Source organism: Roseovarius tolerans, assembly GCF_028885395.1.
Classification (GTDB): Bacteria; Pseudomonadota; Alphaproteobacteria; order Rhodobacterales; family Rhodobacteraceae; genus Roseovarius; species Roseovarius tolerans.
Genome location: NZ_CP118494.1, coordinates 3,806,572 through 3,830,184 on the forward strand (window position 1 = coordinate 3,806,572; position 23,613 = coordinate 3,830,184).

24 protein-coding genes, 1 other RNA gene and 1 pseudogene are annotated in these 23,613 nt (G+C 64.9%); 13 read left to right on the forward strand and 13 right to left on the reverse strand.

What is annotated here, in order from left to right:
- Nucleotides 1–9: 9 nt before the first annotated feature.
- Together PVU19_RS19075 and nudC are read right to left on the reverse strand one after the other, a co-directional pair.
- Entirely contained in the window at nucleotides 10–477 is a 468-nt protein-coding gene (locus tag PVU19_RS19075) for an SRPBCC family protein (RefSeq protein ID WP_050661368.1), read from the reverse strand.
- Between the two features lie 54 nt (nucleotides 478–531).
- A complete protein-coding gene (gene nudC / locus PVU19_RS19080; protein ID WP_050661367.1) occupies nucleotides 532–1,503 on the reverse strand; it encodes an NAD(+) diphosphatase in 972 nt (323 codons plus the stop codon).
- A 316-nt stretch (nucleotides 1,504–1,819) separates the two neighbouring features.
- Here nudC and PVU19_RS19425 point away from each other — a divergent pair.
- A pseudogene (locus PVU19_RS19425) lies at nucleotides 1,820–3,454 on the forward strand (bifunctional 2',3'-cyclic-nucleotide 2'-phosphodiesterase/3'-nucleotidase); the annotation flags it as partial.
- Nucleotides 3,455–3,701: 247 nt separating this feature from the next.
- An RNA gene (gene ffs / locus PVU19_RS19100) (signal recognition particle sRNA small type) lies at nucleotides 3,702–3,798 on the forward strand.
- Nucleotides 3,799–3,821: 23 nt separating this feature from the next.
- On the opposite strand, the gene PVU19_RS19105 is transcribed toward ffs, so the two are convergent.
- Nucleotides 3,822–4,304 carry a protein-tyrosine phosphatase family protein gene (locus PVU19_RS19105; protein WP_050661365.1) on the reverse strand — a complete coding sequence of 161 codons (483 nt, stop codon included), beginning with the start codon at nucleotides 4,302–4,304 and terminating at the stop codon, nucleotides 3,822–3,824.
- Nucleotides 4,305–4,451: 147 nt separating this feature from the next.
- Here PVU19_RS19105 and PVU19_RS19110 point away from each other — a divergent pair, with 147 nt between their 5' ends.
- The 4 genes from PVU19_RS19110 to PVU19_RS19125 all read left to right on the forward strand — a co-directional run bounded on the left by PVU19_RS19110 (nucleotide 4,452) and on the right by PVU19_RS19125 (nucleotide 7,708).
- Entirely contained in the window at nucleotides 4,452–6,218 is a 1,767-nt protein-coding gene (locus tag PVU19_RS19110; RefSeq protein WP_050661364.1) for a DNA polymerase III subunit gamma/tau, read from the forward strand.
- A gap of 100 nt (nucleotides 6,219–6,318) precedes the next feature.
- Nucleotides 6,319–6,663 (forward strand): YbaB/EbfC family nucleoid-associated protein, encoded by a 345-nt coding sequence (locus tag PVU19_RS19115; RefSeq protein ID WP_050661363.1) that lies wholly within the window; start codon nucleotides 6,319–6,321, stop codon nucleotides 6,661–6,663.
- A 70-nt stretch (nucleotides 6,664–6,733) separates the two neighbouring features.
- Complete coding sequence (gene recR / locus PVU19_RS19120; RefSeq protein WP_050661362.1) at nucleotides 6,734–7,327, forward strand: recombination mediator RecR; 594 nt, start codon at nucleotides 6,734–6,736, stop codon at nucleotides 7,325–7,327.
- 51 nt (nucleotides 7,328–7,378) lie between these two features.
- Complete coding sequence (locus PVU19_RS19125) at nucleotides 7,379–7,708, forward strand: DUF1294 domain-containing protein (protein ID WP_050661361.1); 330 nt, start codon at nucleotides 7,379–7,381, stop codon at nucleotides 7,706–7,708.
- A 6-nt stretch (nucleotides 7,709–7,714) separates the two neighbouring features.
- On the opposite strand, the gene PVU19_RS19130 is transcribed toward PVU19_RS19125, so the two are convergent.
- From PVU19_RS19130 to PVU19_RS19155, 6 genes are all read right to left on the reverse strand, one after another.
- A complete protein-coding gene (locus PVU19_RS19130; protein WP_050661360.1) occupies nucleotides 7,715–8,173 on the reverse strand; it encodes a hypothetical protein in 459 nt (152 codons plus the stop codon).
- A 116-nt stretch (nucleotides 8,174–8,289) separates the two neighbouring features.
- Complete coding sequence (locus PVU19_RS19135) at nucleotides 8,290–9,420, reverse strand: beta-ketoacyl-ACP synthase III (RefSeq protein WP_050661359.1); 1,131 nt, start codon at nucleotides 9,418–9,420, stop codon at nucleotides 8,290–8,292.
- 127 nt (nucleotides 9,421–9,547) lie between these two features.
- On the reverse strand, nucleotides 9,548–10,504 hold the full coding sequence (locus tag PVU19_RS19140) for a 2-hydroxyacid dehydrogenase (RefSeq protein WP_074785047.1): 957 nt from the start codon (nucleotides 10,502–10,504) through the stop codon (nucleotides 9,548–9,550).
- Nucleotides 10,501–10,839: a tRNA-binding protein gene (locus PVU19_RS19145; RefSeq protein WP_050661358.1), complete on the reverse strand. Its 339-nt coding sequence runs from the start codon at nucleotides 10,837–10,839 to the stop codon at nucleotides 10,501–10,503. Before PVU19_RS19145 ends, PVU19_RS19140 begins: the two co-directional genes overlap by 4 nt.
- Nucleotides 10,832–11,647: a pyrroline-5-carboxylate reductase gene (gene proC, locus PVU19_RS19150; RefSeq protein ID WP_050661357.1), complete on the reverse strand. Its 816-nt coding sequence runs from the start codon at nucleotides 11,645–11,647 to the stop codon at nucleotides 10,832–10,834. The genes PVU19_RS19145 and proC overlap by 8 nt, the downstream gene beginning before the upstream one ends.
- 44 nt (nucleotides 11,648–11,691) lie before the next feature.
- Nucleotides 11,692–12,192 (reverse strand): type III secretion system chaperone family protein, encoded by a 501-nt coding sequence (locus PVU19_RS19155; RefSeq protein WP_050661356.1) that lies wholly within the window; start codon nucleotides 12,190–12,192, stop codon nucleotides 11,692–11,694.
- Between the two features lie 309 nt (nucleotides 12,193–12,501).
- On the opposite strand from PVU19_RS19155, the gene PVU19_RS19160 reads away from it, so the two are divergent.
- The 6 genes from PVU19_RS19160 (at nucleotide 12,502) to PVU19_RS19185 (ending at nucleotide 19,006) form a co-directional block, all read left to right on the forward strand.
- Complete coding sequence (locus tag PVU19_RS19160) at nucleotides 12,502–13,119, forward strand: paraquat-inducible protein A (protein ID WP_050661355.1); 618 nt, start codon at nucleotides 12,502–12,504, stop codon at nucleotides 13,117–13,119.
- On the forward strand, nucleotides 13,098–13,751 hold the full coding sequence (locus tag PVU19_RS19165) for a paraquat-inducible protein A (RefSeq protein ID WP_050661354.1): 654 nt from the start codon (nucleotides 13,098–13,100) through the stop codon (nucleotides 13,749–13,751). The genes PVU19_RS19160 and PVU19_RS19165 overlap by 22 nt, the downstream gene beginning before the upstream one ends.
- The gene (locus PVU19_RS19170; RefSeq protein ID WP_050661353.1) at nucleotides 13,748–15,814 is read left to right on the forward strand and encodes a PqiB family protein; all 2,067 of its coding nucleotides are present in this window, start codon (nucleotides 13,748–13,750) and stop codon (nucleotides 15,812–15,814) included. Before PVU19_RS19165 ends, PVU19_RS19170 begins: the two co-directional genes overlap by 4 nt.
- A 3-nt stretch (nucleotides 15,815–15,817) precedes the next feature.
- Nucleotides 15,818–16,384 (forward strand): PqiC family protein, encoded by a 567-nt coding sequence (locus tag PVU19_RS19175; protein ID WP_050661352.1) that lies wholly within the window; start codon nucleotides 15,818–15,820, stop codon nucleotides 16,382–16,384.
- Between the two features lie 174 nt (nucleotides 16,385–16,558).
- Nucleotides 16,559–18,016, forward strand: coding sequence for a DegQ family serine endoprotease (locus PVU19_RS19180; protein ID WP_050661351.1), 1,458 nt, complete (start codon nucleotides 16,559–16,561; stop codon nucleotides 18,014–18,016).
- Between the two features lie 147 nt (nucleotides 18,017–18,163).
- Nucleotides 18,164–19,006: a dienelactone hydrolase family protein gene (locus PVU19_RS19185; protein ID WP_160316344.1), complete on the forward strand. Its 843-nt coding sequence runs from the start codon at nucleotides 18,164–18,166 to the stop codon at nucleotides 19,004–19,006.
- A gap of 9 nt (nucleotides 19,007–19,015) precedes the next feature.
- Here PVU19_RS19185 and PVU19_RS19190 read toward each other — a convergent pair whose 3' ends face one another.
- Genes PVU19_RS19190 through rbfA form a run of 4 tightly spaced genes read right to left on the reverse strand, consistent with a single transcriptional unit; the run spans nucleotide 19,016 to nucleotide 21,655 of the window.
- The gene (locus tag PVU19_RS19190) at nucleotides 19,016–19,585 is read right to left on the reverse strand and encodes a DUF1643 domain-containing protein (RefSeq protein ID WP_050661349.1); all 570 of its coding nucleotides are present in this window, start codon (nucleotides 19,583–19,585) and stop codon (nucleotides 19,016–19,018) included.
- Nucleotides 19,582–20,487, reverse strand: coding sequence for a tRNA pseudouridine(55) synthase TruB (truB, locus tag PVU19_RS19195; RefSeq protein WP_050661348.1), 906 nt, complete (start codon nucleotides 20,485–20,487; stop codon nucleotides 19,582–19,584). Before truB ends, PVU19_RS19190 begins: the two co-directional genes overlap by 4 nt.
- 36 nt (nucleotides 20,488–20,523) lie before the next feature.
- Nucleotides 20,524–21,273, reverse strand: a complete 750-nt coding sequence (locus PVU19_RS19200) for a phosphodiester glycosidase family protein (protein ID WP_050661347.1) — start codon at nucleotides 21,271–21,273, stop codon at nucleotides 20,524–20,526.
- Nucleotides 21,260–21,655: a 30S ribosome-binding factor RbfA gene (gene rbfA, locus PVU19_RS19205; protein WP_050661346.1), complete on the reverse strand. Its 396-nt coding sequence runs from the start codon at nucleotides 21,653–21,655 to the stop codon at nucleotides 21,260–21,262. Before rbfA ends, PVU19_RS19200 begins: the two co-directional genes overlap by 14 nt.
- A 315-nt stretch (nucleotides 21,656–21,970) precedes the next feature.
- Here rbfA and PVU19_RS19210 point away from each other — a divergent pair, with 315 nt between their 5' ends.
- A complete protein-coding gene (locus PVU19_RS19210) occupies nucleotides 21,971–23,524 on the forward strand; it encodes a trimethylamine methyltransferase family protein (RefSeq protein ID WP_050661345.1) in 1,554 nt (517 codons plus the stop codon).
- Nucleotides 23,525–23,613 lie beyond the last annotated feature (89 nt).

Genomic DNA, 23,613 nt, shown 5'->3' on the forward strand with positions numbered 1-23,613 from the left:
CCACCCGGATCACGCCGTCCGCTTGTAGCGGTCTTCCAGATCCACAGCATAATCCGCGACCCGCAGACGGAACCGCTTGGTCAGGTTGTTGCGCGCCAGTTTGAGCGACTGCACCATCAACCGCCCCGAGATGCTGCGCGGCTCGAGGGCCAGATCGACCGAAAGCCGCGTCCGGCCACGCGACAGCGCCACAAGGTCAACCCGCATGTGCCCCAAAAGAGCCGACGTCCGCGCCTCGATCGCAATGCCGTTCGGCACATCATACTCGACAAGGTCGATATCCACTTCACGCCGACGCCCGCGCAGCATGAACCGCGCGTGCCAACTCATGCCAACGCAGGGTTCGTCGCGCGTATCCGTGCGCCGCACTTCGGCCCCGCGCCGCAGTGCAGAGCGCTCGAAGGATTGAAAATCGGTGATTTCCCGAAACACCGCGTCGATGGGGGCCTCGATGTCTTCCTTGCTGCTGAACTGCATGACCTGCTTTCCTGCCTGTACTCTACCCGCCAAAGCCTTGCCCGCAGTGTCGCCTCAATCCAGCGTATCGGCAAGCCAGTTCTGCAACAGGAAATGCGCAATCGCCCCCTTTCGGGCAGGCAGGACATCCGGGTTCTCGCCCGCGAAGGCGCTCAGGATTTCCTCGCGGCTCATCCAGCGGGCGTCTTCGATTTCATGCGGGTCGATGGTGATCTCGTGGCTCAGCGCCGCACCGTGACAGCCGAACATCAAGGACGCCGGAAAGGGCCAGGGCTGGCTCGCCAGATAGCCGACATGACCGACCCGCACGCCCGCCTCTTCCCAGACCTCGCGGCGCACGGCGGCCTCGATCGTCTCACCCGGCTCGATAAAGCCCGCCAGTAACGAATACATGCCCTCGGGCCAGCCCGGCGACCGGCCCATCAGCACCGAATTCCCGCGCGTGATCAACATGATGACCACCGGATCAGTGCGCGGAAAATGCTGTCCGCCGCAGTGATCGCAGGCGCGCTGCCATCCCGCGCGGATCATCCGGCTTTCGTTGCCGCAGCGCGCACAAAAGCGATGCGTGACGTGCCAGCCAAAGACCGCCTTGGCGGTCGCGGCAAGCTCTGCCTCGCGCGGGCCGAGATGCGACATCACGCGCCGCAACTCGGCAAAGGCGCTGCCCTCGGGCAGGTCGGGATGAACTTGCTCGGTCGCATCGAGAAAGGTGTCGAGCTGATCCGGGGCCAGACCCGGCGGCACCCAGGCGGAAATGTCATGCGCAAGGATCAGGTCGCCGCTCTCGTCGCGGCCCAACAGGATCGGCGGCACGTGATAAAGCGCCAGCACCGGATGATCGGCCGCAACGTAGACCAGTCGATCCAGCCCGTCAGCGACCATCAGCGGCTTGCCCCGCCACAAAACGACCGAACGCGCCCGCCCCTCGGCCACCGCAGCCGTGATCGCACCGGCATCCCCCCGCAGATCGTCCGCACGGTCCAGTCCCGATCCTCCGAATGTCACCTGTTCTGCCCGTCGCATTCCGTTCCCCTGCCCTTATCCCCGTCGGTTCGCCTGACTCCAATTTCACGTCACAGCCCCGGAAGACAAGCCGATGTCGCTCCGGCTCCGTGACTGATCACGCGGCAACACACGATATATTCAACCCTTGGTATATTGCAGTGACGACTATTAAACCTATAGACTTTAGAGGTGTGACTGTTGTGTGTGTGACGTGATCGGGGGTTTTCCGATCAATTCCTTTACCCGTGCAACCATGTAGCCGTTGAATTTGACTCAGGATATTCCAGACCCGCTCGACTCCGAAACCACCGATGCGACGGTATGCTTGCGCGTGATGGTCACGACGGATGTGCATGGCCACATCCTCCCCTTCGATTACTTCACGCAACTGCCGGATCAGCCCTGTGGCCTCGCCCGTATCGCGACCCTTGTCCGTCAGGCGCGTGACGAGGCGGGCGCAGAAAACTGCATCCTGCTCGACAATGGCGATTTTCTTCAGGGCACCGCGCTTAGCGATCTGACCGCACAGCCCGGACAGGGCTGGCGCGGGCGTCATCCGGTGCTGCGCGCGATGAACCTGATGGGCTATGACGCCGGCACGCTCGGCAATCACGAATTCAACTTCGGCCTCGACTGGCTACAAGAAGCGCTGCAACAGGCGACCTTTCCGCTGACCTGCGCCAATGCTGTGACCAAGCCCGGCGCACGCCCGGACGAAGACGAGACATTTCTTCCCCCCTACGTGATCCTGACCCGCGATCTGCGCGACAGGGCAGGTGCGCTGCGGCGGGTGCGTATCGGTGTGCTCGGCCTGACCCCACCCCAGATCACCAAGTGGGACCACGCCCACCTCTCAGGCCGTCTGCAGGCGCGCGACATGCTCGAAACGGCGCGCGCATGGATTCCCGTGATCCGTGCCGCAGGGGCCGACGTGATCATCGCCCTGGCCCATAGCGGTATCGAGGACGGCCCTGAGCGACCGATGATGGAAAATGCCGCCCGCGCGCTTTCCCGCATCCCGGGCATCGACGTGATTTGCGCGGGCCACAGTCACAGGATATTTCCCGGCCCCGACCACCGGAATACACCGGGGGCCGATATCGAGCGATCTACTTTGCACGGCACGCCGTGCCTCAAGCCGGGGTTTGCCGGATCGCATCTCGGTCAGTTCGACCTCGAACTGACCCGCGTTGCGGGCGCGTGGCGCATCGCAGATTACAGCGCAATGCTCAAATCGGCGGCTGACGCCGTGCCCAGCTCGACCCTCATCGCCGCGCTGGCACGCGCACATGCCCATACCCGGCGTCTCACGGATCAGGTGCTCGGCGTGACGACGGCCCCGCTGCACAGTTATCTCGCGCTTGCGCGCAACGACCCGGCCACGCAGCTTATCAATGACGCGCAGCGCACAGCTCTCGAAGCGGCACTTCGGGACACGCCGCATGGCGAGCTTCCCCTGCTCTCGGCCGCGGCCCCGTTCAAGACCGGCGGACGCGGCGGGTCCGGTCATTACTCCGACATCGCTGCAGGGCCGCTGCGCCTTGGCAACATCGCCGATCTCTACGGCTTTCCAAACATGCTTTGCGGGCTACTCGTCACAGGCGCGGACCTGCGCGACTGGCTGGAACGCGCCGCGATCTGTTTTAACCAGATCACGCCCGGCCGAGTGTCGCAGCCGCTGTTCGACCCGCACGTGCCGGGGCATCATTTCGACGTGATCGACGGGCTCAGCTACCGGATCGACCTCGCACAGCCGCCGCGATACGACCTGACCGGCACGCTGATCAATCCAAAGGCGCAGCGCATCCGCGAGCTGCGTCACGCAGGCCGCCTCGTGCGAGATCAGGACCGCTTCATTGTCGCGACCAATACCTATCGCGCGTGGGGCGGGGGGCCTTTTCAGGCCCTCGCAGCACAAGGCGCAGTCCATCATGGCAGCCGCCCGATCCGCGATCTGATCGCCGACCATGTGGCCGGGCTCGGCACCCTCACCCCACAGGCCCGTGACACATGGCACTTTGCCGACCTGCCCGAGACATGGGCCGAAATCGCAACCGGGCCGGGCCTGCGTGCCCATCCGCAAGAGATCGCGGCGCTCGGGGCCACTGATCTCGGTCTGATCGACACGGGCGTGTTGCGCTTGCGCGTTCCGCTCTTTTCAAAGGAGGAATCGACCTCCCTTGCGAATCCCGATCCGGACGACTATGTCGCCCCTCGAGAGGTTGGCGCGGGCAGGCACCTCGCCAACCCGGTCAGATCCGGAAGGAAGCAGCCGTAACGAGCCACGCTTGGGTCGTTGTCCAACCTCTCACCCTTTCCCCGGCATCAGCGCGGCCTTAGCCGCGCAGCGCCCAGGCCATCTGCGCCTCGGTCTCGACGGCACACGGCCGCACCGACCGTAAGCGGCCCAGCGCGGCATCAGGGGCCTCTCCGGTTTCGATCATCAGGCGCAACGCAACCATCCCGGATCGGCCACACCCGCCCCGGCACTGGATCAGCACCCGCCCGCCGCCCTGCAGCGCGGCGCGGGCCGCCTGGCTGGCGGTACGCCAATCCATGTGTTGATCAGGGCTCGGCACGCCGAAATCCGGCACCGGAAAGGCAATCCATCGGGTGCCGGTATCCTGTAGGTCCGCACCGAACCCGGACGCCCCGGCCACCGCACGTTCCGCCGCCTCGGTCAGGCTGATGACCAGCGCCGGTTTCCAGTCACGTATATGGCTGAGGTCGCACGCATAATCCCCCGCAACACCGGGCAGCGGCGCAAGCGCCAGCGTACCGCCGCCCACGTGCAGGGCATGGATCACGAAGCCCGTCACGTTACCACCTCTTGCACAGCATCAGTCATCACCACCCCCAACTCGAACGCACACAGCTTTGCCACGCCGCGCGCAAAAAGCAAGGTGGACGCCCCGCCTGCCCCGCTTTACCTTGCCCCAGACCTACGAATCCGAAAGGCACCGCGCATGTCCGACACCCCCGATACCGGCTATCAGGTTCTGGCCCGCAAATACCGGCCAGAAACCTTTGCCGATCTGGTCGGGCAGGATGCGATGGTGCGCACGCTAAAGAACGCCTTTCAGGCCGACCGCATCGCGCAGGCCTTCATCATGACCGGCATTCGCGGCACCGGCAAAACCACCACCGCGCGGATCATCGCCAAGGGGATGAACTGCATCGGCACTGACGGCGCGGGCGGCCCGACGACCGATCCCTGCGGCGAGTGCGAACATTGCCGCGCGATCATGGAGGGCCGCCATGTCGACGTGCTGGAGATGGACGCGGCCTCCAATACCGGTGTCGCCAATATCCGCGAAATCATCGATTCCGTTCACTACCGGGCCGCCTCGGCGCGCTACAAGGTCTACATCATCGACGAGGTGCACATGCTCTCGACGGGCGCGTTCAACGCGCTGCTTAAGACGCTGGAAGAGCCGCCCGCCCATGTGAAGTTCATCTTCGCCACCACCGAGATCCGCAAGGTCCCGGTTACCGTCCTGTCGCGCTGCCAACGGTTCGACCTGCGCCGGATCGAGCCCGAGGTGATGATCAGCCTGCTACGCCGCATCTCGGACAAGGAAAGCGCGCAGATCACCGACGATGCGCTCGCCCTCATCACCCGCGCCGCCGAAGGCTCGGCACGCGATGCAACCTCGCTTCTGGATCAGGCGATCAGCCATGGCGCGGGCGAAACCGGGGCCGATCAGGTCCGCGCCATGCTGGGGCTGGCCGATCGGGGCCGGGTGCTCGATCTCTTCGACATGATCATGAGGGGCGACGCGGCAGGTGCACTCTCGGAACTTGGCGCGCAATATGCGGAAGGGGCTGATCCATTGGCCGTGCTGCGCGATCTGTCGGAGATCACCCATTGGATTTCCGTGGTCAAGATCACGCCCGACGCTGCCAACGACCCCACCGTCGGCCCGGATGAGCGTACCCGTGGGCAGGAGATGGCCGCAGCCCTGCCGATGCGTATCCTGACCCGCATGTGGCAGATGCTCCTGAAGGCCCTCGACGAGGTGGCCGACGCCCCCAATTCGATGATGGCCGCCGAGATGGCGATCATCCGCCTGACCCATGTCGCCGACCTGCCCACGCCCGAAGACCTCGTGCGCCGCCTGCAGGACAGCCCGCCGCCGCCCCCGGGCGGCGGTGGCGCGAGACCGCAGGCGCAGGGCCAAAGCACGTCGGCGCAGGGCAGCGCCATGCCCCGCCCCACCCATTCCGGCCCCTCGGGCCCGAGCGCAAGAGGTGCGGGGCCGGTCACGGCGCTTGCGCAGGATACGGAGGCGGCGCTTGCCCATTACCCCACCTTCGAGCATGTGCTCGACCTCATCCGCACCAATCGCGACGCCAAGCTGCTGATCGAGGTCGAAGGCTGCCTGCGCCTCGCCGCCTACCGCCCCGGGCGGATCGAGTTCACGCCGACACCCGACGCGCCGCAGGACCTTGCGCAGCGTCTGGGCGGCGCGCTGCAACGCTGGACCGGCAACCGCTGGGCCGTCACGCTGGTGAATTCCGCCACGACGCCCACGATCCGCGAAACGCGCCATGCCGAACAGGATGCACTTGAATCCGAAGCAAAATCGCACCCGCTGGTGCGCGCGGTGTTCGACGCCTTCCCCAAGGCCGCGATCAAGGAGATCAAGACCGCCCGTGACATCACCACCGACGCCGGGGTTGAGGCCCTGCCCGAGGTCGAGGATGAATGGGATCCCTTCGAGGAGGACTGATCCCGCCGCTTGCCTGTCGCCTTTGCCATGCCAATATGCTTAAAGACGGCAGAATCTTTCCCGGCCCCATAACGGGCCACGATCCAGAGGAGATCATTTCATGTTCAAGGGTTTGGGCCAGATCGGCGATATGGCCGGAATGATGAAAAAAGCGCAGGAAATGCAGCAGAAGATGGCCGATCTTCAGGAAGAGATGCACAACATCATGGTCGAGGGCGAAAGCGGCGCGGGCCTCGTCAAGGCGACCTGCACCGCCAAGGGCGAGCTCAAGGGCCTAGATATCGACCCGTCGATCTTCAATTCCGACGACAAGGAAGTGGTCGAGGACTTGATCCTCGCCGCCATCAAGGATGCGCAATCCAAGGCCAGCGACCGCGCTCAGGAAGAGATGAGCAAGCTGACCGAAGGCATGGGCCTGCCCAAGGACATGAAACTGCCGTTCTGATACCCTGCGACCCATCTTTCCGAAGATACGCGCGCACGACGCGCGGCAGCCCACGACACGGATGTGACGATTGAACAGCACCCGCGACATAGACGCCCTGATCGACATGATGGCGCGCCTGCCGGGGCTTGGACCCCGGTCGGCGCGGCGCGCGGTTCTGCACATGATCCGCAAGCGCGCGCTGCTGCTCACGCCATTAGCGGATCTCATGCAGTCCGTCGCCGCCACCGCGCGCGAATGCGCCGCCTGCGGCAATATCGGCACGATGGAGACCTGCGACATCTGCGCCTCGCCAAAACGCGCCAACGGCCAGATCTGCGTGGTCGAAGACGTGGCCGACCTATGGGCGATGGAGCGCGGGCAGGCCTTCAAGGGGCGCTATCACGTCCTTGGCGGCACGCTTTCGGCGCTCGATCAGATCGGGCCCGAGACGCTGCGCATCCCGAAACTCGTGGAACGGGTCGAGACCGAAGAGATCAGCGAGGTGATCCTCGCCCTCAACGCCACGGTGGACGGCCAGACCACGGCGCATTACATCGCCGATCAACTTGACGGCAGGGTTACGCTCACATCTCTCGCGCAGGGTGTTCCCATTGGCGGCGAGTTGGATTATCTCGACGATGGCACCATCAGCGCGGCACTCTCGGCGCGCAAAAGCCTCTGAGCCGCCGCACCACGCGGCATCTGACACACTCAAATACCTGAAAACATTGCCATGTCTCCGCTGACCCTCGCCCTTGTCTACCTTGTCGGGCTCAACCTCGTCACGCTTGGCCTGTTCTGGTGGGACAAGCAGTGCGCGATTCACAGACGCTGGCGCGTGCCCGAGAGCACGATGCTCACACTTTGCCTCGTCGGCGGTTCTTTCGGGGCCAAGACAGGGCAGGGCCTGTTCCGCCACAAGACCCGCAAGGAGCCGTTCCGCACCTCGCTGAACGCGATCATCGTGCTGCATCTGGGGTTCTTGTCGGCCCTCGTGCTGCCAGGCTTCCGTGGCTCGGTGGTGGCCATGCTGCATGACGCCTCGGCGGCACTTTTCGGATGAAACCGCTCAGGTGACCTCTTCCTGAAGGTGCAGTTTCATCTCGATCAGAACCTGCTGCAATTGCGTCGTCTCGCGCAACAGGCGCTTGGCCTCGTTCATGGTGATACGGCCATCTTCGATGCTCTGCTGATATTCGGCCATCAGCATCGCGAAACGCTGTGACAACGCGATCACGTCGCTGTTCACATTGGCCTTCTCATTGGCGTTGCGCCGCTCTGCGCTCAGGCTGAGATGAATACCCTTCAACTCGGCAAGGGCACTGGTCACATGCGGATAGCTGGATGCCTCTTCCAGTGCCGCCACCGCATCGACCGGAATGAAACGATCCGAATGTTCCTCGTGATCGGAATAATAGCGGCCAAGCGTGGCCTTGGATTTCCCGGTCAGCTTGCACGCCGCCTCGATACCCACATCCTTCACGAGCGCCTCGGTGTGCTTTTTCAGATAGCTTCGCATCTTCGACATACCCGACCCTCAATTCCCCCCGAACCGCCGGGGCACCCAAAACCTGATTTTTCCTTACTGACTTTGCCCCGCAATGTCATTTGCAAATTATTCCGCAGGCTTGCGGGGGGCGGCCGTCACACGGGCCCGGCCCGTTCCACCAGCACCGAGCCCACCGAATAGCCCGCGCCAAACGAACAGATCAGCCCCCTGTCGCCGGGTTCGAGATCGCCCGAATACTGCGAAAACGCGATGATCGATCCCGCCGACGACGTGTTGGCATAATCCTGAAGGATATTCGGCTGCTCGCCCGCCTCGGGCACACGCCCCATCACCTTGCGCCCGATGAAATCGTTCATCGTCTTGTTGGCCTGATGCAGCCACAGGCGGCGCAGGTCGTCCGCCTCGACACCTTCGCCCTCCAGATGCCCCAGAATATGCGCCGAGACCATCGGCAGAACCTCTTTGAACACCTTTCGTCCCTCCTGCATGAATTGCATGTCGCGCCGGTCGGCCACGCCATCCGGACGCGTGCGCCGCAGAAAGCCGTTGTTGTTGCGGATGTTGTTCGAGAACTTGGTCGCGCAGCGCGTCGAATGGATCAGAAAATGCGCGCCTTTCGCGTCCTCTGCCGGCTCGATCACCACGGCGGTGCAAACATCGCCGAAAATGAAATGACAATCCCGGTCGCGCCATTCCAGGTGACCCGAGCAGATCTCAGGATTGACCACTATGGCACGCCGCGCGCTGCCCGCGCGGATCATATCCGCCGCCGCCTGAATGCCGAAGGTGGCCGAGGAACAGGCGACGTTCATGTCAAAGGCAAAGCCGCCCGCGCCCAGCAACTCCTGTATCTCGATGGCAATCGCCGGATAGGGCCGCTCGTGGTTCGAGGCGGCGCAGATGATCAAGTCGATCTCCGACCCCTCGCGCCCCGCCTGCGCCAGCGCCTTGCCACAGGCATCAAGCGCCATTTCCGCCATGATCCCCGGCTCGTCATCACGCCGCTGACGCAAGCGCGGATGCATCACCTCAGGATCGAGAACACCGCTCTTGTCCATCACATGACGCCGCTCGATCCCCGAGGCGTTGTGAATGAACTCCGGCGAGGACAGGCCCTTGGCCTCAACCTCACCCGCGACGATGGCGTCGGCATGGGCCGCGTTGAACTGCTCGGCATAGGCGTTGAAGGCCTCGACCAGTTCCTCGTTACTGATCACCTCGGCGGGCGTGAACACACCCGATCCCGTTATCGCGGGCTGAGCCATAATCCGTTCTCCTCAAAGTTCCGGCCAGATCAACGCGTCCTCCCGCCCCCGTCAAGCACGACGTGGCGCGAAATCGGGCAATCGTAGTTTCTTCTTGGCAAAAATACTCAAAAACACCGGCTGCGGCTCAGTTCACCTGATTGGGCGGGGTTTCCCCGTCGAAAAAGGCACGCAGGTTGTCCACCGCCATCAGCCCCATCGCCTCGCGCACGTCCAGCGCGGCGGTCCCCAGATGCGGCAGCAGTGTCACGTTCTCCATCGCCTTGAGCGCGTCCGGCACCTCCGGCTCGCGCTCGTAGACATCAAGCCCGGCCCCCGCGATGCGCCCGTCTTTCAAGGCCGCGATCAAGGCCGCCTCGTCCACCACGTCACCGCGCGCGATATTGACGAGATGCCCCGTCGGCTTCATCGCCGCTAGCACCTCTGCATTGATGATATGCTTGGTCTCGGCCCCGCCGGGCAGCGCGATGACGACGATATCCGCCTCGGCCGCCACGTCCTCGATCCGTGGCAATTGCCGCGCCTCGAACTCCATCTGCTTGTCCGAGCGGTTGTAATAGACAACCTCCATGCCAAAGCCGAAATGACAGCGCCGCGCGATGGCCTGCCCGATGCGGCCCATGCCGATGATGCCCACTGTCTTGCCGGTGACATGCAGCCCCAGCATCTGCGTCGGGTTCCAGCCGGGCCATTTGCCCGCGCGCACCAGCCGTTCTCCCTCGCCCGCGCGGCGCGCGCTCATCAGGATCAGCGTCATCGCGATATCGGCGGTCGCATCGGTTACGGCGCCGGGCGTGTTGGTGACCGCAATACCCACAGACCGCGCAGCGTCGGCGTCGATATGATTATAGCCCACCCCGAAATTCGCCAGAATCCGGCAGCGGCTGCCCTCGGCCTCGGTGAACACATCCGCGCTGAACATATCGCCAAGCGTCGGCAGGATACCGTCGTAAAGCGCAAGCGCCCCGCGCATCTGCCCGGGCTTCAGCGGCGTGTTGTCATCGCGCATCTCCACGTCGAAATGCGCGCGCGCGGCCTCGGCGACGCGGGCGGGCATGGGCCGGGTGATCAGGATCCGTTTCAATGCAGTCTCTCTCCGATGGGAACGTCCACGTCAGGGCGTATCAGAACGATGTCGCCCTTGCTATCGCTCAGCCCCAGAACCAGCACTTCGGACAGAAACTTGCCGATCTGACGGGGCGGGAAGTTGACGACTGCCAGCACCTGTTGGCCGATCAGCGCCTCGGGCTCATAATGCGCTGTGATCTGCGCGCTCGATTTCTTCTCGCCAAGATCGGGGCCGAAATCCACCCAGAGCTTGATCGCGGGCTTGCGCGCCTCGGGGTAAGGCTCCGCCCGGGTGACACGGCCGACCCGGATATCGACCTTGAGAAAGTCGTCGAACGTGATCTCAGCCATTGCGCAATTCCCGCGAACGGTCCGCAGCCGCCGCCACCGTGCGCGCCATCAGCGGCGGCAGGCCGGTGTCCTCGTGCATCAGCACCTCAAGCCCCGCCTGCGTGGTGCCGTTGGGGCTGGTGACGTTCTGGCGCAGTTGCGCGGGCGTCTCATCCGCCGCCTCAGCCAGCGCCCCGGCCCCCGCCACGGTCGCCTGCGCCAGTTGCATCGCCAGATCGGGCGCCAGCCCCTGCGCCTCGCCTGCCCGCGCCATGCATTCGATCATGTGAAAAACATAGGCCGGACCAGAGCCTGAGAGGCCGGTGACCGCGTCCATCTGACCCTCATCCTCCAGCCGCACCACCTGCCCCACCGCCTGCAACAGCATGTCGGCCAGATCGAGTTGCTCAGGCGTGGCATGGGCATTGCCGATGATCGCGGTGATGCCGCGCCCGACGGCGGCGGGGGTGTTGGGCATCGCCCGCACGATCGGGGTCTGCCCCCCAAGCGCCTGCTGAAACGCGGAGATCGGCGTGCCGGCGGCGACCGAGACGAAAAGCGTGTCGCCATTGCCCCGGTCGCGCATCACCGGCAGGGCGTCGCCCATCATCTGCGGCTTGACCGCGACCAGCACGATGGCGGGCACGTCGGGCAGATCAGCGTTGATATGCACACCGGTGCCGCGCAGCCAGTCCGACGGGTTCGGGTCGATCACCCAGACCGAGGCGGGCGGCAATCCGTCCCCCAGCCAGCCCTGCAACATGGCGCTGCCCATCTTGCCGCAGCCCAGTAAAACAAGACCTTTCTCGGCCACGTGATCCATGGTCATGGTGATCCCCCGCGTCTGATTAAACCGTTTCGCGGGGGTCAGTGTTACGCGCGGCCGTACGCCTCTGCAATGGCGACTTGCATGGCTTCCTGCGGGGTCTGATCGCCCCAGATCGCCAGTTGGAACGCCGGGTAATAGCGCTCGGCGCTCAGCACGGCAGCGCTCAGCAGGACGTCGATCTGCTCGGGCGAGGGGGCCTGCGATCCGGCCATCACAAGGCCGTAGCGATAGACCATCAGCTTTTGCTCGCCCCACCATGTAAACGCGCCCGACCAGCATTGGTCGTTGATTTCATTGAGAATTTCATAGAGCGCAGGCAACTTGTCCTCGGGCGGTTCCATGTCGAAGGTGCACACCAGACGCAGGGTTTCGTCATGGTGCGACCAGGCGAGGGTCAGTGAATAGGTGCGCCATTGGCCCTCGACCGCCATGGCAATCTGATCGTCGCCGATCCGGTCGAAATCCCACTCGTGATGCTCAGCGATATGCTCAACAATATCAATAGGATGGAGATCTTCTTGAAAGAAGCTTTCGGAAAGTGCCATGGCGCCGCCTCATTTGCTGTAGCGCGGGGGATGGCTACGCACCCCCAATGCTAGGTGCCTGCTCTACGGGCGGGGGCCATTCCCGCCGCCCATACAAGATATGGTGCGGGCATTCTTTCGGCCTGTAAAGCAATTTGTTGGGGATACCTGCAATATGTTGTGGATGAATTCGCTGATGCCTCAAGCAGAGACACCTGCAGAAGGCGACATGGTGCCACTCGTTCGGGGGCCGGGGGTTGAGTTCCGCCCCCGCTTCCCCCACTCTTGACGCTTGCCGGGACAGGCCCGTCCTCCGGATGAAAGGGACCAATGCGCGACGCAACGGATGACCTGGACGATCTGATCGTCTGCCCGACCTGCGATCTGGTCTATCGGGCGCCCGCCGTGGCGGCGCGCGAACGGGCCTATTGTGCACGCTGTCATACCGTGCTCATCGCGCCCCGGCGCAAAGCGGGCAAGCAACTGATCGCGCTCGCCCTCACCGTGCTGATCCTGATCGCGGCGGCGACGGTGTTTCCGTTTCTCGCCATCGGCGCGGGCGGGGTCCGGCACGAGGCTTCGGTGCTCGATACCGCCTTTGCCTTTTCGGGGCTGCTGTCGGTGCTGGCCGTGGCGGTGCTCCTGTTCATCGTGATCATCCCGGCGCTGCGGCTGATCCTGCTGATCTACGTGCTCGCCCCGATCATCCGCGACCGGCCGCCCGCACCCCATGCAAAGGCCGCGTTCCGCTTCTCGGAGGAGCTTTTGCCTTGGTCGATGGCGGAAATTTTCGCGCTTGGCTGTGCCGTGGCCCTTGTCAAGCTGAGCGATCTGGCCGAGGTGTTCTTTGGCCCTGCGGCCTGGCTCTTTGCCGCGCTCGTGGTGATCGTGGTGGCGAGTGACCGATTGATGTGCAGGTATTCGATATGGACCTCCCTGAAGGAGTGAACACCGCGCGGGAACAGGGGCTTGTCGGCTGCACCCGCTGTACCCGCCCCTCGCCCGCAGGCACCGCGCGCTGTCCGCGCTGCGGCAGCCGCTTGCAGTCGCGCGATGCGATGTCGCTGCAAAAGGTCTGGGCCTGGTGGCTGGTCGGGCTGGCCTGCTATATCCCGGCCAATATCTATCCGATGCTGGAAACCCGCACCCTGGTCAGTACGCAAAGCGACACCATCGTCGGCGGCGCGGTCGATCTGGCAAGACATGGCAACTGGGGGGTGGCGGCGATCATCCTGATCGCCAGCGTCCTGATCCCGGTGGGCAAGTTCGTGGTGCTCGCCGGTCTCGCCATCGGGGTCCGGCGCGGGCCGCAAATCTCCGAGGCGTGGCGGCACCGGCTCTACGAGGTGGTGGAATATATCGGGCGCTGGTCGATGATCGACGTCTTCGTGGTGGCCATCCTGTCCGCGCTGGTGCAGCTTCAGGCGCTGGCCACGATCACGCCGGGACGGGCAAGCCTGTTCTTCGCCCTATCTGTCATATTCACCATGCTGTCGGCGCAAAGCTTCGACAGCCGCCTGATCTGGGACAGCGCCGAGGGCGCGCGCCCTGCCCGCAACCCGAAGGAGCGTATCGCGTGAGTGACGAGACCACATCCCCACCCGAGGCCCCGGTCTCCCCGGCCGGTCGGCCGGTCTGGCAACGTCTGTCGATTGTCTGGATCGTACCGCTTGTGGCCCTCGTCGTGGTTCTTGTCATCGCCTGGCAGAACTACGCTGATCGCGGACCGCTGATCGAGATCGGATTTGAGAACGCAAGCGGCGTGCGCGCGGGCAGCACCGAGGTGCGCTACCGCGACGTCAAGGTCGGGCTGGTCGAAGAGGTGGGCTTTGCCCAAGGTCTCGGGCAGGTGCTGGTCAAGGTGCGGCTGGATGAAGCCGTGGCACCTTACGTGGACAGCGACGCGCGCTTCTGGGTGGTGCGTCCGCAGGTCACGACGCAAGGTGTCTCGGGTCTAGACACGGTGCTGTCGGGCGTCTTTATCGAAGGGCTGTGGGACAATGAGCCGGGCCCGGCGACCACGCGCTTTGAAGGGCTGGCCGATGCCCCTCTGGAGCGGCTGGGCACCCCGGGGCTGCGCCTGACGCTGCGCGCCTCGGGCGGCGCCGCTCTGACCGAGAATGCGCCGATCCTCTATCGCGGGATCGAAGTGGGGCGCATCGGCAAACCGGTCATTTCAGACGAGGGCAGCACCGCCGAGGCCGAGGCAGTGATCTACGCCCCGCATGACCGCCTGATCAATAGCGCGACGCGGTTCTGGGATGCCTCAGGGTTCTCGTTTTCCTTCGGGCCGGGCGGCGCTGCGGTCGATTTCTCGTCCATCGCCTCGCTGGTCTCGGGCGGCATCACCTTCGATACCATGCTGTCGGGTGGCACCTCCGTCGATCCCGGCGCGCGCTTTACCGTCTTCGCCGAGCAATCGGCGGCGCAGTCCAGCATCTTTTCCCGCAACGAGGGCGAGGCGCTGACGCTTTCGGTGCTTTTTGACGAGAACATCACCGGCCTGTCCACCGGCGCGCCGGTCGAATTGAACGGGCTGCGCATCGGCGAGGTCGAGGCGCTCAACGGCCTGGTCGACGAGGCGCAGTTCGGGGATGGAAACGTGCGCCTTGCCGTCACATTGGCGATCCGCCCCGGGCGGCTTGGCCTTGCTGGCGAGAATGGCACCGACAACGCGCTCGATTTCCTGCGCGCGCGGGTGGCCGAAGGCCTGCGTGCGCGCCTTGCCACCGCGTCGATCCTCACCGGCGGGCTCAAGGTAGAACTGGTCGAGGTGCCGAACGCCCCCGAGGCGCAGATCACCGAGACCGAGGGCGCGCCACCCGTCCTGCCCACCACCGACAGCGAGATCGCAGACGTCTCCGCCACCGCCGAAGGCGTGTTCGAGCGCATCAACGCCCTGCCGGTCGAGGAGGTGATGGCACAGGCCATCACTCTCATGCAGAACGCCAACACGCTGATCGCCAGTGACGACACCCGCGCCGTGCCGGGCAATGTGAACGCGCTTCTGACCGAGGCACAGGCCCTGCCCGCCCGGCTCGATACAACATTGGCGGAACTGGAAACCCTGATCGCGCAGATCAACGAGCAGGCGCTTGCGGCCCGCGTTTCCAGCCTTCTCGATGAGGCGGCAGGGGCCGCGCGCAGCGTCGGCAGCGCGACCGAAGGCCTGCCGCAACTCATCGACCGGCTCGATGCGGTCGCCGCCCGCGCGGGCGAGGTCGAACTCGATGTGCTTGCGTCCGATCTTTCGGCGCTGCTGGCGAGTGCCGAACGCCTGATCGGACAGGACGACACCCGCGCCCTGCCCGGCCAACTCAATGCCACGCTTGGCGAACTGGCCCTCGTGCTGGAAGAATTGCGCGCGGGCGGCGTCGTCGACAATGCCGTCGCCGCGCTCGATTCCGCCCGTAGCGCGGCCGACACCTTCGCCGAGGCCGGAGGCGACCTGCCCGGCCTCATCGCCGAGGCGCGCGGCGTTCTGGCACGCGCCAATACCACGCTTGAAGGCTATCAGGCACAGGGCGGGGTCGGGCGCGACGCCCGCGCCGCCCTGCGCGAGGTCGAAGCCGCCGCCAAGGCGGTCGCCTCGCTTGCCCGCGCCATCGAGCGCAATCCCAATTCCCTGATCCGAGGACGCTGAGCCATGTTCAAATCCCTCTCTATCATCTGCCTCGCCGCCCTGCCCCTGCTGGCCGCCTGCGCCTCGGTGCCCGAAGAGCGCATCGCCGTGCCCCGCGCGCAAGCCACGGAAAAGCAGCGCATCGCCTATGCCACGGTTGCCCTGCGTAACGTCTCGCTGCCGACCTATGCGGCGGGCGAAGCGATCTTTACCGCCGACGAAACCGGGCGCCTGCGCGACAATGGCGGGCTCTTGTGGGCCGACGACCCAAGCCGCGCGATGACATTGGAACTGGCGCGACATCTGACAGGGATCACCGGCGCGCGCGTCGCCTCTGAACCCTGGCCGTTTCTCGATCCGGCGGCGGCAGAAGTCGAGATTCGCGTCGAGGACATGCTGGCGCGCGCCGATGGCACGTTTCAGTTCTCGGGGCAGTATTTTGTCGCCACCGAAGAGGGCCGCGACCGCGCGCGTCTCTTTGACTTGACCACGCCCATCGCCGGTGAGCGAACACCCGCCGATCTGGCGGATGCGCGGGCGCGGCTGGTCCGCGATCTGGCGCTGGATGTGGTGCAGCGGGGTCTGAAGTGAACTTTGGCACCCGGCAATGCTTGATTTCCGCGCGCCAAAGCAGTCACATGAATGTGACTTGAGGTTGCGCCCTTTGCGATCCGGCCCGAGGCACCTACATCTGTACCCAAGGACAGCGCGCGCGGCGCGCCCCGTTTGACACGAACCAAAGGAGATATTGGCGTGAACCTCCCGATGATATCCGACACACGATCCCGGGCGACGCCGCTGAGGTCGCTCTGGCTGATGGCCCTGGTTGTGGGCCTTCTGCTGGCACAGGCGATTGCGGCGCAGGCGCGCCCAGAGAGCTTTGCCGATCTGGCCGACAAGGTCAGCCCTTCAGTCGTCAACATCACCACCTCGACCGTGGTCGAGCGCGGCACCGGCCCCTCGCCGATGGTGCCCGAAGGCTCGCCCTTCGAGGACTTCTTCGAGCAATTCCGCGACCGCATGGGCGAAGGCGACCGCCCGCGCCGCTCTTCGGCGCTCGGCTCTGGTTTCGTGATTTCCGAGGACGGGTTCGTTGTGACCAACAACCACGTCATCGAATCCGCCGACGAGATCAGCATCGAGTTCTTCTCGGGCGAAACGCTTGCGGCAGAGGTGGTCGGCACCGACCCCAAGACCGATATCGCGCTCTTGAAAGTCAAGGCCGACAAGTCGCTTCCCTTCGTCAATTTCGGTGACAGCGACACCGCGCGCGTTGGTGACTGGGTGCTCGCCATGGGCAACCCGCTCGGACAGGGCTTCTCGCTGTCGGCGGGGATCGTCTCGGCCCGCAACCGCGCGCTCTCGGGCACCTATGACGACTACATCCAGACCGACGCGGCGATTAACCGTGGCAACTCGGGCGGCCCGCTCTTCAACCTCGATGGCGAGGTCGTAGGCGTCAACACCGCCATCCTCAGCCCCACCGGCGGCTCGATCGGGATCGGCTTTTCGATGGCCTCGAACGTGGTCAAGCGCGTGGTTGATCAGCTTCAGGAGTACGGCGAAACACGGCGTGGCTGGCTGGGTGTGCGCATTCAGGACGTGACCGATGACGTGGCCGAGGCCATGGGCCTCGAAGAGGCTGCAGGCGCGCTGGTCACCGACGTGCCCGAAGGCCCCGCCGCCGAATCCGGCATGCTGGCCGGTGACGTGATCGTGTCCTTCGACGGCAAGGAGGTCGAGGATACCCGCAGCCTCGTGCGTCAGGTCGGCAACACCGCCGTGGGCAAGACCGTGCGTGTGGTCGTGTTCCGCGACGGCAAGACCACGACACTCAAGGTCACGCTTGGCCGCCGCGAAGAGGCCGAGAACGCGATCCCGGTGGCCCAGCCCGGCGAGGATCCGTCCGAGGAACCGCAGCAAAAGGACATCTTCGGTCTGACCATTCAGCCGCTTGATGACGAGTTGCGCGCCCAGCTGGAACTCGACAGCGATACGACCGGGCTGGTCGTGACGGATGTGGACGAGTTGTCGGAGGCCTATGAAAAGGGCCTGCGCGCCGGTGACGTGATCACCGAGGCCGGGCAACAGAAGATCGCCTCGATCAGCGATCTCGACGACCGCATCGCCGAGGCCCGCGAGGCAGGGCGCAAATCGCTCCTGCTGCTGATCCGCCGCGCCGGTGAGCCGCGCTTCGTCGCGCTGACACTCGAAGACAGTTAACGCCGGGCGTATAAATCTTCAAAGGGGCACCCTCGACGGTGCCCCTTTTCATGTCCGGGCAATGACAGCCCCGCGATGCAGGCTTCTCACAACCTGAAGGATTGGCTATCAAGGCAGCGCAACCAAATTGGTTTCCCGGAGTGTCAGATGAGAGTTTTGCGTGTTTTGCTGATCGGAATCGTCGGTGGCGCGCTCGCGCTTGTCCTCGCGGCGCTGTTGACGACATCAGGGACCGAACAGGCGGCCCCCGCCCCGGAACACCCCGCAGCAACGGCCCCCGAGATACGTCCCGGCACGCTGATCGAACGGCCACGTGGCTTTCTCACACCCGCGGCTCCGGAAAAGTTCGACTACAGCCCGTCTGCCGAGATCGCACGGCAGAGCACCCGGTATCAAAGCGACGGCCTGTCCTGGCACGCCCTCTTGCCATCCGGCGATGCGGCGGCGCCGGTGGTCGTGCTGTTGCACGGCGCCAATCGTGACGGGCTGTCGATGCTCGACATGTGGCAGCGGGTCGGGCGCACGCGCTCGGTGGTGCTGATCGCCCCGGATGCGCCGGGCGAGACATGGGCGGCACAGGACATCACGGCACCGCGCATCGCGGCCATGCTCGACACCGTCGCCGCGACGCGCGCCATCGACCGCGCGCAGGTTTACCTCTTCGGCCACTCGGCCGGGGCAAGCTACGCCGCACTTCTCGTCAATCGCGGCATCGGTCCCTGGCGCGCGGCAGCACTGCATGGCGGCTATGGCCCCCCTGACCAGTATCGCCCCACGCCCAAGGCACCCCCGCTGCGCCTCTATCTCGGCGAGCACGATCACATCTTCTCGGTAGAAGGCGCGCAGGCGGCAGCGGCGGCGCTCGCGGCGGCAGGGCATGACACCGAACTGCACCTCATCCCCGATCACACCCACTGGTTCTACGAAATCGGCCCCAACCTCGCCGCCGATGCCTGGGGCTGGTTCGACAACCTTGATGATCCCTTCTGACCCACGACGTCAGGCCAGCGCGGGGAAATCCATCAACGCGGTATCTTTGCGCAGATAGAGCGGATGCTTGGCCGATCCGTCCTTGTTCAGCCCCAGGCATTTGAGCGGGCGACCGGTCTCGGCAACCGCGCGCAGGACACCGCCCACCACCTCCGCGTAGCGCGCATGCAGCTTGCCATAGGCCATCACCACGCACTCCGCCTCCTGCGCCATCGCCACCAGCGCGGGGATATTCGCCGCACTGCACGCAAGGGCCGGATCGTGCGGCAGGTCACGCGGCGAGGTGGCCCGCCAATCCAGAACATTGCCCTTGAGATAGCGGGTAAAGCCCCAGTCGCGGGCGAACATCAATTCCCGGTGGCAGGTGGGGTCCGAGACCTCGGCCCCCGCCACCGACGGGTTCATCCCCACGAAAAGTACCGCGCGCGGGGCCTCGCCCGCAGCAGTCCAATCACGGGTCAGCGCCTGCCGATATCGTCCACAGTCCGAAAACGTCGCCCCGCCGATCACCCCGTCGGGCAGGCGCAGCCGCACCTTGCCGCCCGGATCGTGCAGGTGATCGGGGGCGTTGCCGGTCATTGGTTGAACACCCGGCTCGGGTGCAATTCGCCCGCCTTGAACCGGCCCACGGCCACCGCGCGCCCATCCTGCGCGGCCCAGCATTCCTCGCCATATTCCACGTCATTCGCAATCACCATGCCGGGGTTGCCGTTGCGCAGCCGCGCCGCGCCCTCCGGCGTGGCGGTGACCATGGGCAGGTCGCTCAGCCCTTCTTCCAGCGGGCGCAGATATGCGTCTAGATCAACAGACTGCGCCATCGCCTCGATCTGCTCGATGCTCAGCCCGTGTTCGGCCTCGAACGGCCCCGACCAGACCCGCCGCAGCGCCACGACATGCCCGTGACACCCCAACACTGCGCCCAGATCCCGCGCAACCGAGCGCACATAACCGCCCTTGCCGCAGACCATCTCCAGCACTGCGTGATCGGAATCCGGCCGGTCCAGGAGCAGCAGTTCCTCGACCCAGAGCGGCCGCGCAGCAACCTCGAATGTCTCGCCCTCGCGGGCCAGCTTATAGGCGCGCTGCCCGTCGATCTTGACGGCGGAATATTGCGGCGGCACCTGCATGATATCGCCGACGAACGCCCCCAGCGCAGCCTTGATCTCGTCATCCGTGGGGCGCGCGTCGCTGCTGGCGATCACCTCGCCCTCGGCATCGTCGGTATTGGTGGCCTGCCCAAGACGGACAGTGAACTCATAGGCCTTGAGCGCGTCGGTGATGTAGGGAACGGTCTTGGTCGCCTCGCCAAGCGCCACCGCCAGAACCCCCGTCGCCTCGGGGTCGAGCGTGCCGGCATGGCCCGCCTTTTTCGCCTGAAGCGCCCATTTGACCTTGTTCACCACGCTGGTCGAGGTCATGCCCGCAGGCTTGTCGACCACCAGCCACCCGTTTACGTCGCGCCCCTTGCGTTTGCGTGCCATTTGCGGCCTTTTCCTGCTTTTGAACGAAGCGCAGGGCTAATCCAGCGGGGTGTCGGCGTCAACCACAAGCCCCACCATCGGCCCCAGCGGAAACCCCAGATCATTGCGGCCCAGCCCGGGCGCATAAAGCCGCGACACCTTACCATCGAAATAGAGCGCCTGCTTGGCACCCAGATGATCGCGGAACACCCGCCCGAAGCGATGGAAATTCACCGGCGCATCGGAAAACACGAACCACGCGCGCCCATCGTCAGAGGTGCCCACACCGTTGCGGACATAGCGGCTGTCGCTGTCTATGAGGAACCGCGGATGCAGCGCGCCGTCGATCACCAGCATCGGCCCCGACTGGCTGGCATAACGACACTGGGGCCGCTCCTGCGCATAGCGCAGCGTCTCGATCACCTCCGCGCGCCCGTCGCGCAGGCAAAAGACGCCATTGGGCAACAGCCCGAAATTGCCGGGCCCCTCGCGGGTGACCAGCGGCGCGATTTCCAGCCCGTCCTCGATATAGAGACCCACCGGGCGACGATCACCGTGGTACATCCCCGCATTCATCGCAAAGGCCAGACGTTCGCCCGCCTGCGCCAGATGCCCATCGACCCCGGCAAAACTGCCAAGCAGCGTGCCGGTCTCGGGATCGTTCAGAAAGAGCCGCAGATCGGCGGCGGCATCGACCGCGCAGATCACATAGCCCTTCCCCTCGACCTGCTCCGCCCGGCACTCCGCCACCGCAGGGGCCGCCAACAGACAAGCCCCGAGGGCGGCGCAGAGCCTAGTCCTCCACATCCCGGCGCACCTCGTCCTGCGAAAACAGCCTGCGCGTCTCGTCGATCTGATCGAAGGTCTCATCAAGCCGAAACCGCAGATCGGGGGTGAACTTGAGCCCCGCCTTGCGCCCGATGATCCGGCGCAGCTCGGCCTTGTTGCGGGCCAGCAGTTCGATCACCTCACCCTGCCCGCTGCCGCCCAATGGCATGACATAGGCGGTCGCGATCTTGAGATCGGGCGAGGTGCGCACCTCGCCCACTGTCACCGACAGACGGTTGAGATCCGGGTCATGGATGTCACCCCGCATGAGGACATCCGACAAGGTCCGCCGGATGAGTTCGCCAACCCGGAGTTGACGCTGCGAAGGGCCGGGCCCGTCATTGAACTTGTTCTTTGCCATGTGACGCATCTAAGCTCTGACACGCGACATTCCAAGCATAGAATATCCAGAGATAATGTTTGAGGAGAGGCGCATTTGCTTGCCGGGGTGTGGCGTGGTCTGTGCCGAACCACGCCCGCCGCATTCAAGAAAGAAGTTTCGGGGTCGTGTCCGGAGCAGTTTCCTTTTCCGTGCGCCGCAAACGCGCAGTCCCTACAACGGCAGCCGGACTATGGCTGTGACGTCTCCGGGATGTCGTATTTTGCAAGAGGATATCGCAAACCTGCACGTCAAGAGCCTCGGTCCCTCGCAGACTGGACTGGAAGGAGACCCGCCATGACAGTCTTGACCAAGCCCCGCGCCCGCGCCGGGGGCCGTGCCGCAAGGCGCAGCATCCGCAGCGCGCCGAACGTCGACATGCTCCCCGGACTGACCCGCGCCCTGCCCACCTGCGAGGTGATGGACCCCGACCAGATCGCGCGCATTGATGCGGCCTCCATGGACATCCTCGAAAACGTCGGTGTGGTCTTTCGCGACGAGATCGCGCTTGCGGATTGGAGGCGCGCAGGGGTCAAGGTCGTGGGCGAGCGTGTCCATCCCGACCGTGGCCTCGTGCGCGACCTCATTGCCACGATCCCTGCGGATTTCACCTATCACGCCCGCGATCCGCAAAAGAACGTCCGCCTCGGCGGGCCGCATTCGATCTTCGTGCCGATGACCGGCGCGCCTTATCTGCGTGACCTAGACGATGTGCGCCGCAACCCCACGCTTGACGATCTGGCGATGTTCCACAAGCTGAGCCACATGATGCCCGCGCTCCATTCATCGGCGCATCACATCGTGGAGCCCTACGATCACCCGATCAGCCAGCGGCACCTGCGGATCACCTATTCGTCGATGAAACACTCGGACAAGACCTTCATGGGGATGACCACCAGTCCCAGGAATGCCGAGGACGTGATGGAGATGTGCGCGATCCTCTTTGGCGAGGCATTCATGGAGGAGCACCCGGTCACCACAGGCAATTGCAACGGCAACTCCCCGCTGGTCTGGGACGAAACGATGCTGGGCGCGATGCGCGCGTTTTGCCGACGCAATCAGCCGGTGCTCTGCTCGCCCTTTGTCCTTGGCGGGGCGAATACGCCTGCCTCCGTCCCCGCCACCGTGGCGCAGCTCAATGCCGAGGCGCTGAGCGCATTGGCCTACACACAGCTGATCCGGCGCGGCTGCCCGGCAATCTACGGGCATTATCTCTCGACCGTATCGATGCGGTCCGGCGCGCCGATGGCGGGCACGCCCGAGATTTCCCTGATGAATTTCATGATCGGCCAGATGGCCCGGTTCTACGGCGTGCCGTGGCGCACCTCCAACACGCTGGGCGGGGCCAAGACCTTTGATGCACAGGCGGGCTATGAGAGTGCGACGACCCTCTCGGCGGTGATCCATGCCGGTGCCAATTATATCTGGCATTCAGCTGGCTGGAACGAGGCGGGGATGCACTGCTCCGTCGCCAAGTTCGTGGTGGATGCCGAGCAATGCGCCATGGCGCATCGCATGGCCTCCGGCCCGTACTGGGGCGATTTCGACGCCGCGCTCGCAGCGATCCCCGATGTCGGACCCGGCGGGCATTACCTCGGCCATCCGCACACGCAGGAGAATTTCCAGACCGCCTTCTTCATGCCCGACCTCTTCGACAACAACTCGATCGAGCAATGGGCCGCGGACGGATCAAAAGAGACCACCGAACGCGCCCTCATCCACGCCCGCCGCCTGCTCGACGCCTATGAGGAACCGACACTCGACGCGGGCCTGAACGAGGCGCTGCTCGACTATATCGCGCGGCGCGAACGCGAAATCCCCGCCGCCGACGCGCTCAACCAGGAGTATTAAGCCCCTCACCGGGCCGTTTTCGGGGCTTCATCTTGCCTGAAATATTCCGGGGGAGACGCGCCGAAGGCGCGGCGGGGGCAGCGCCCCCT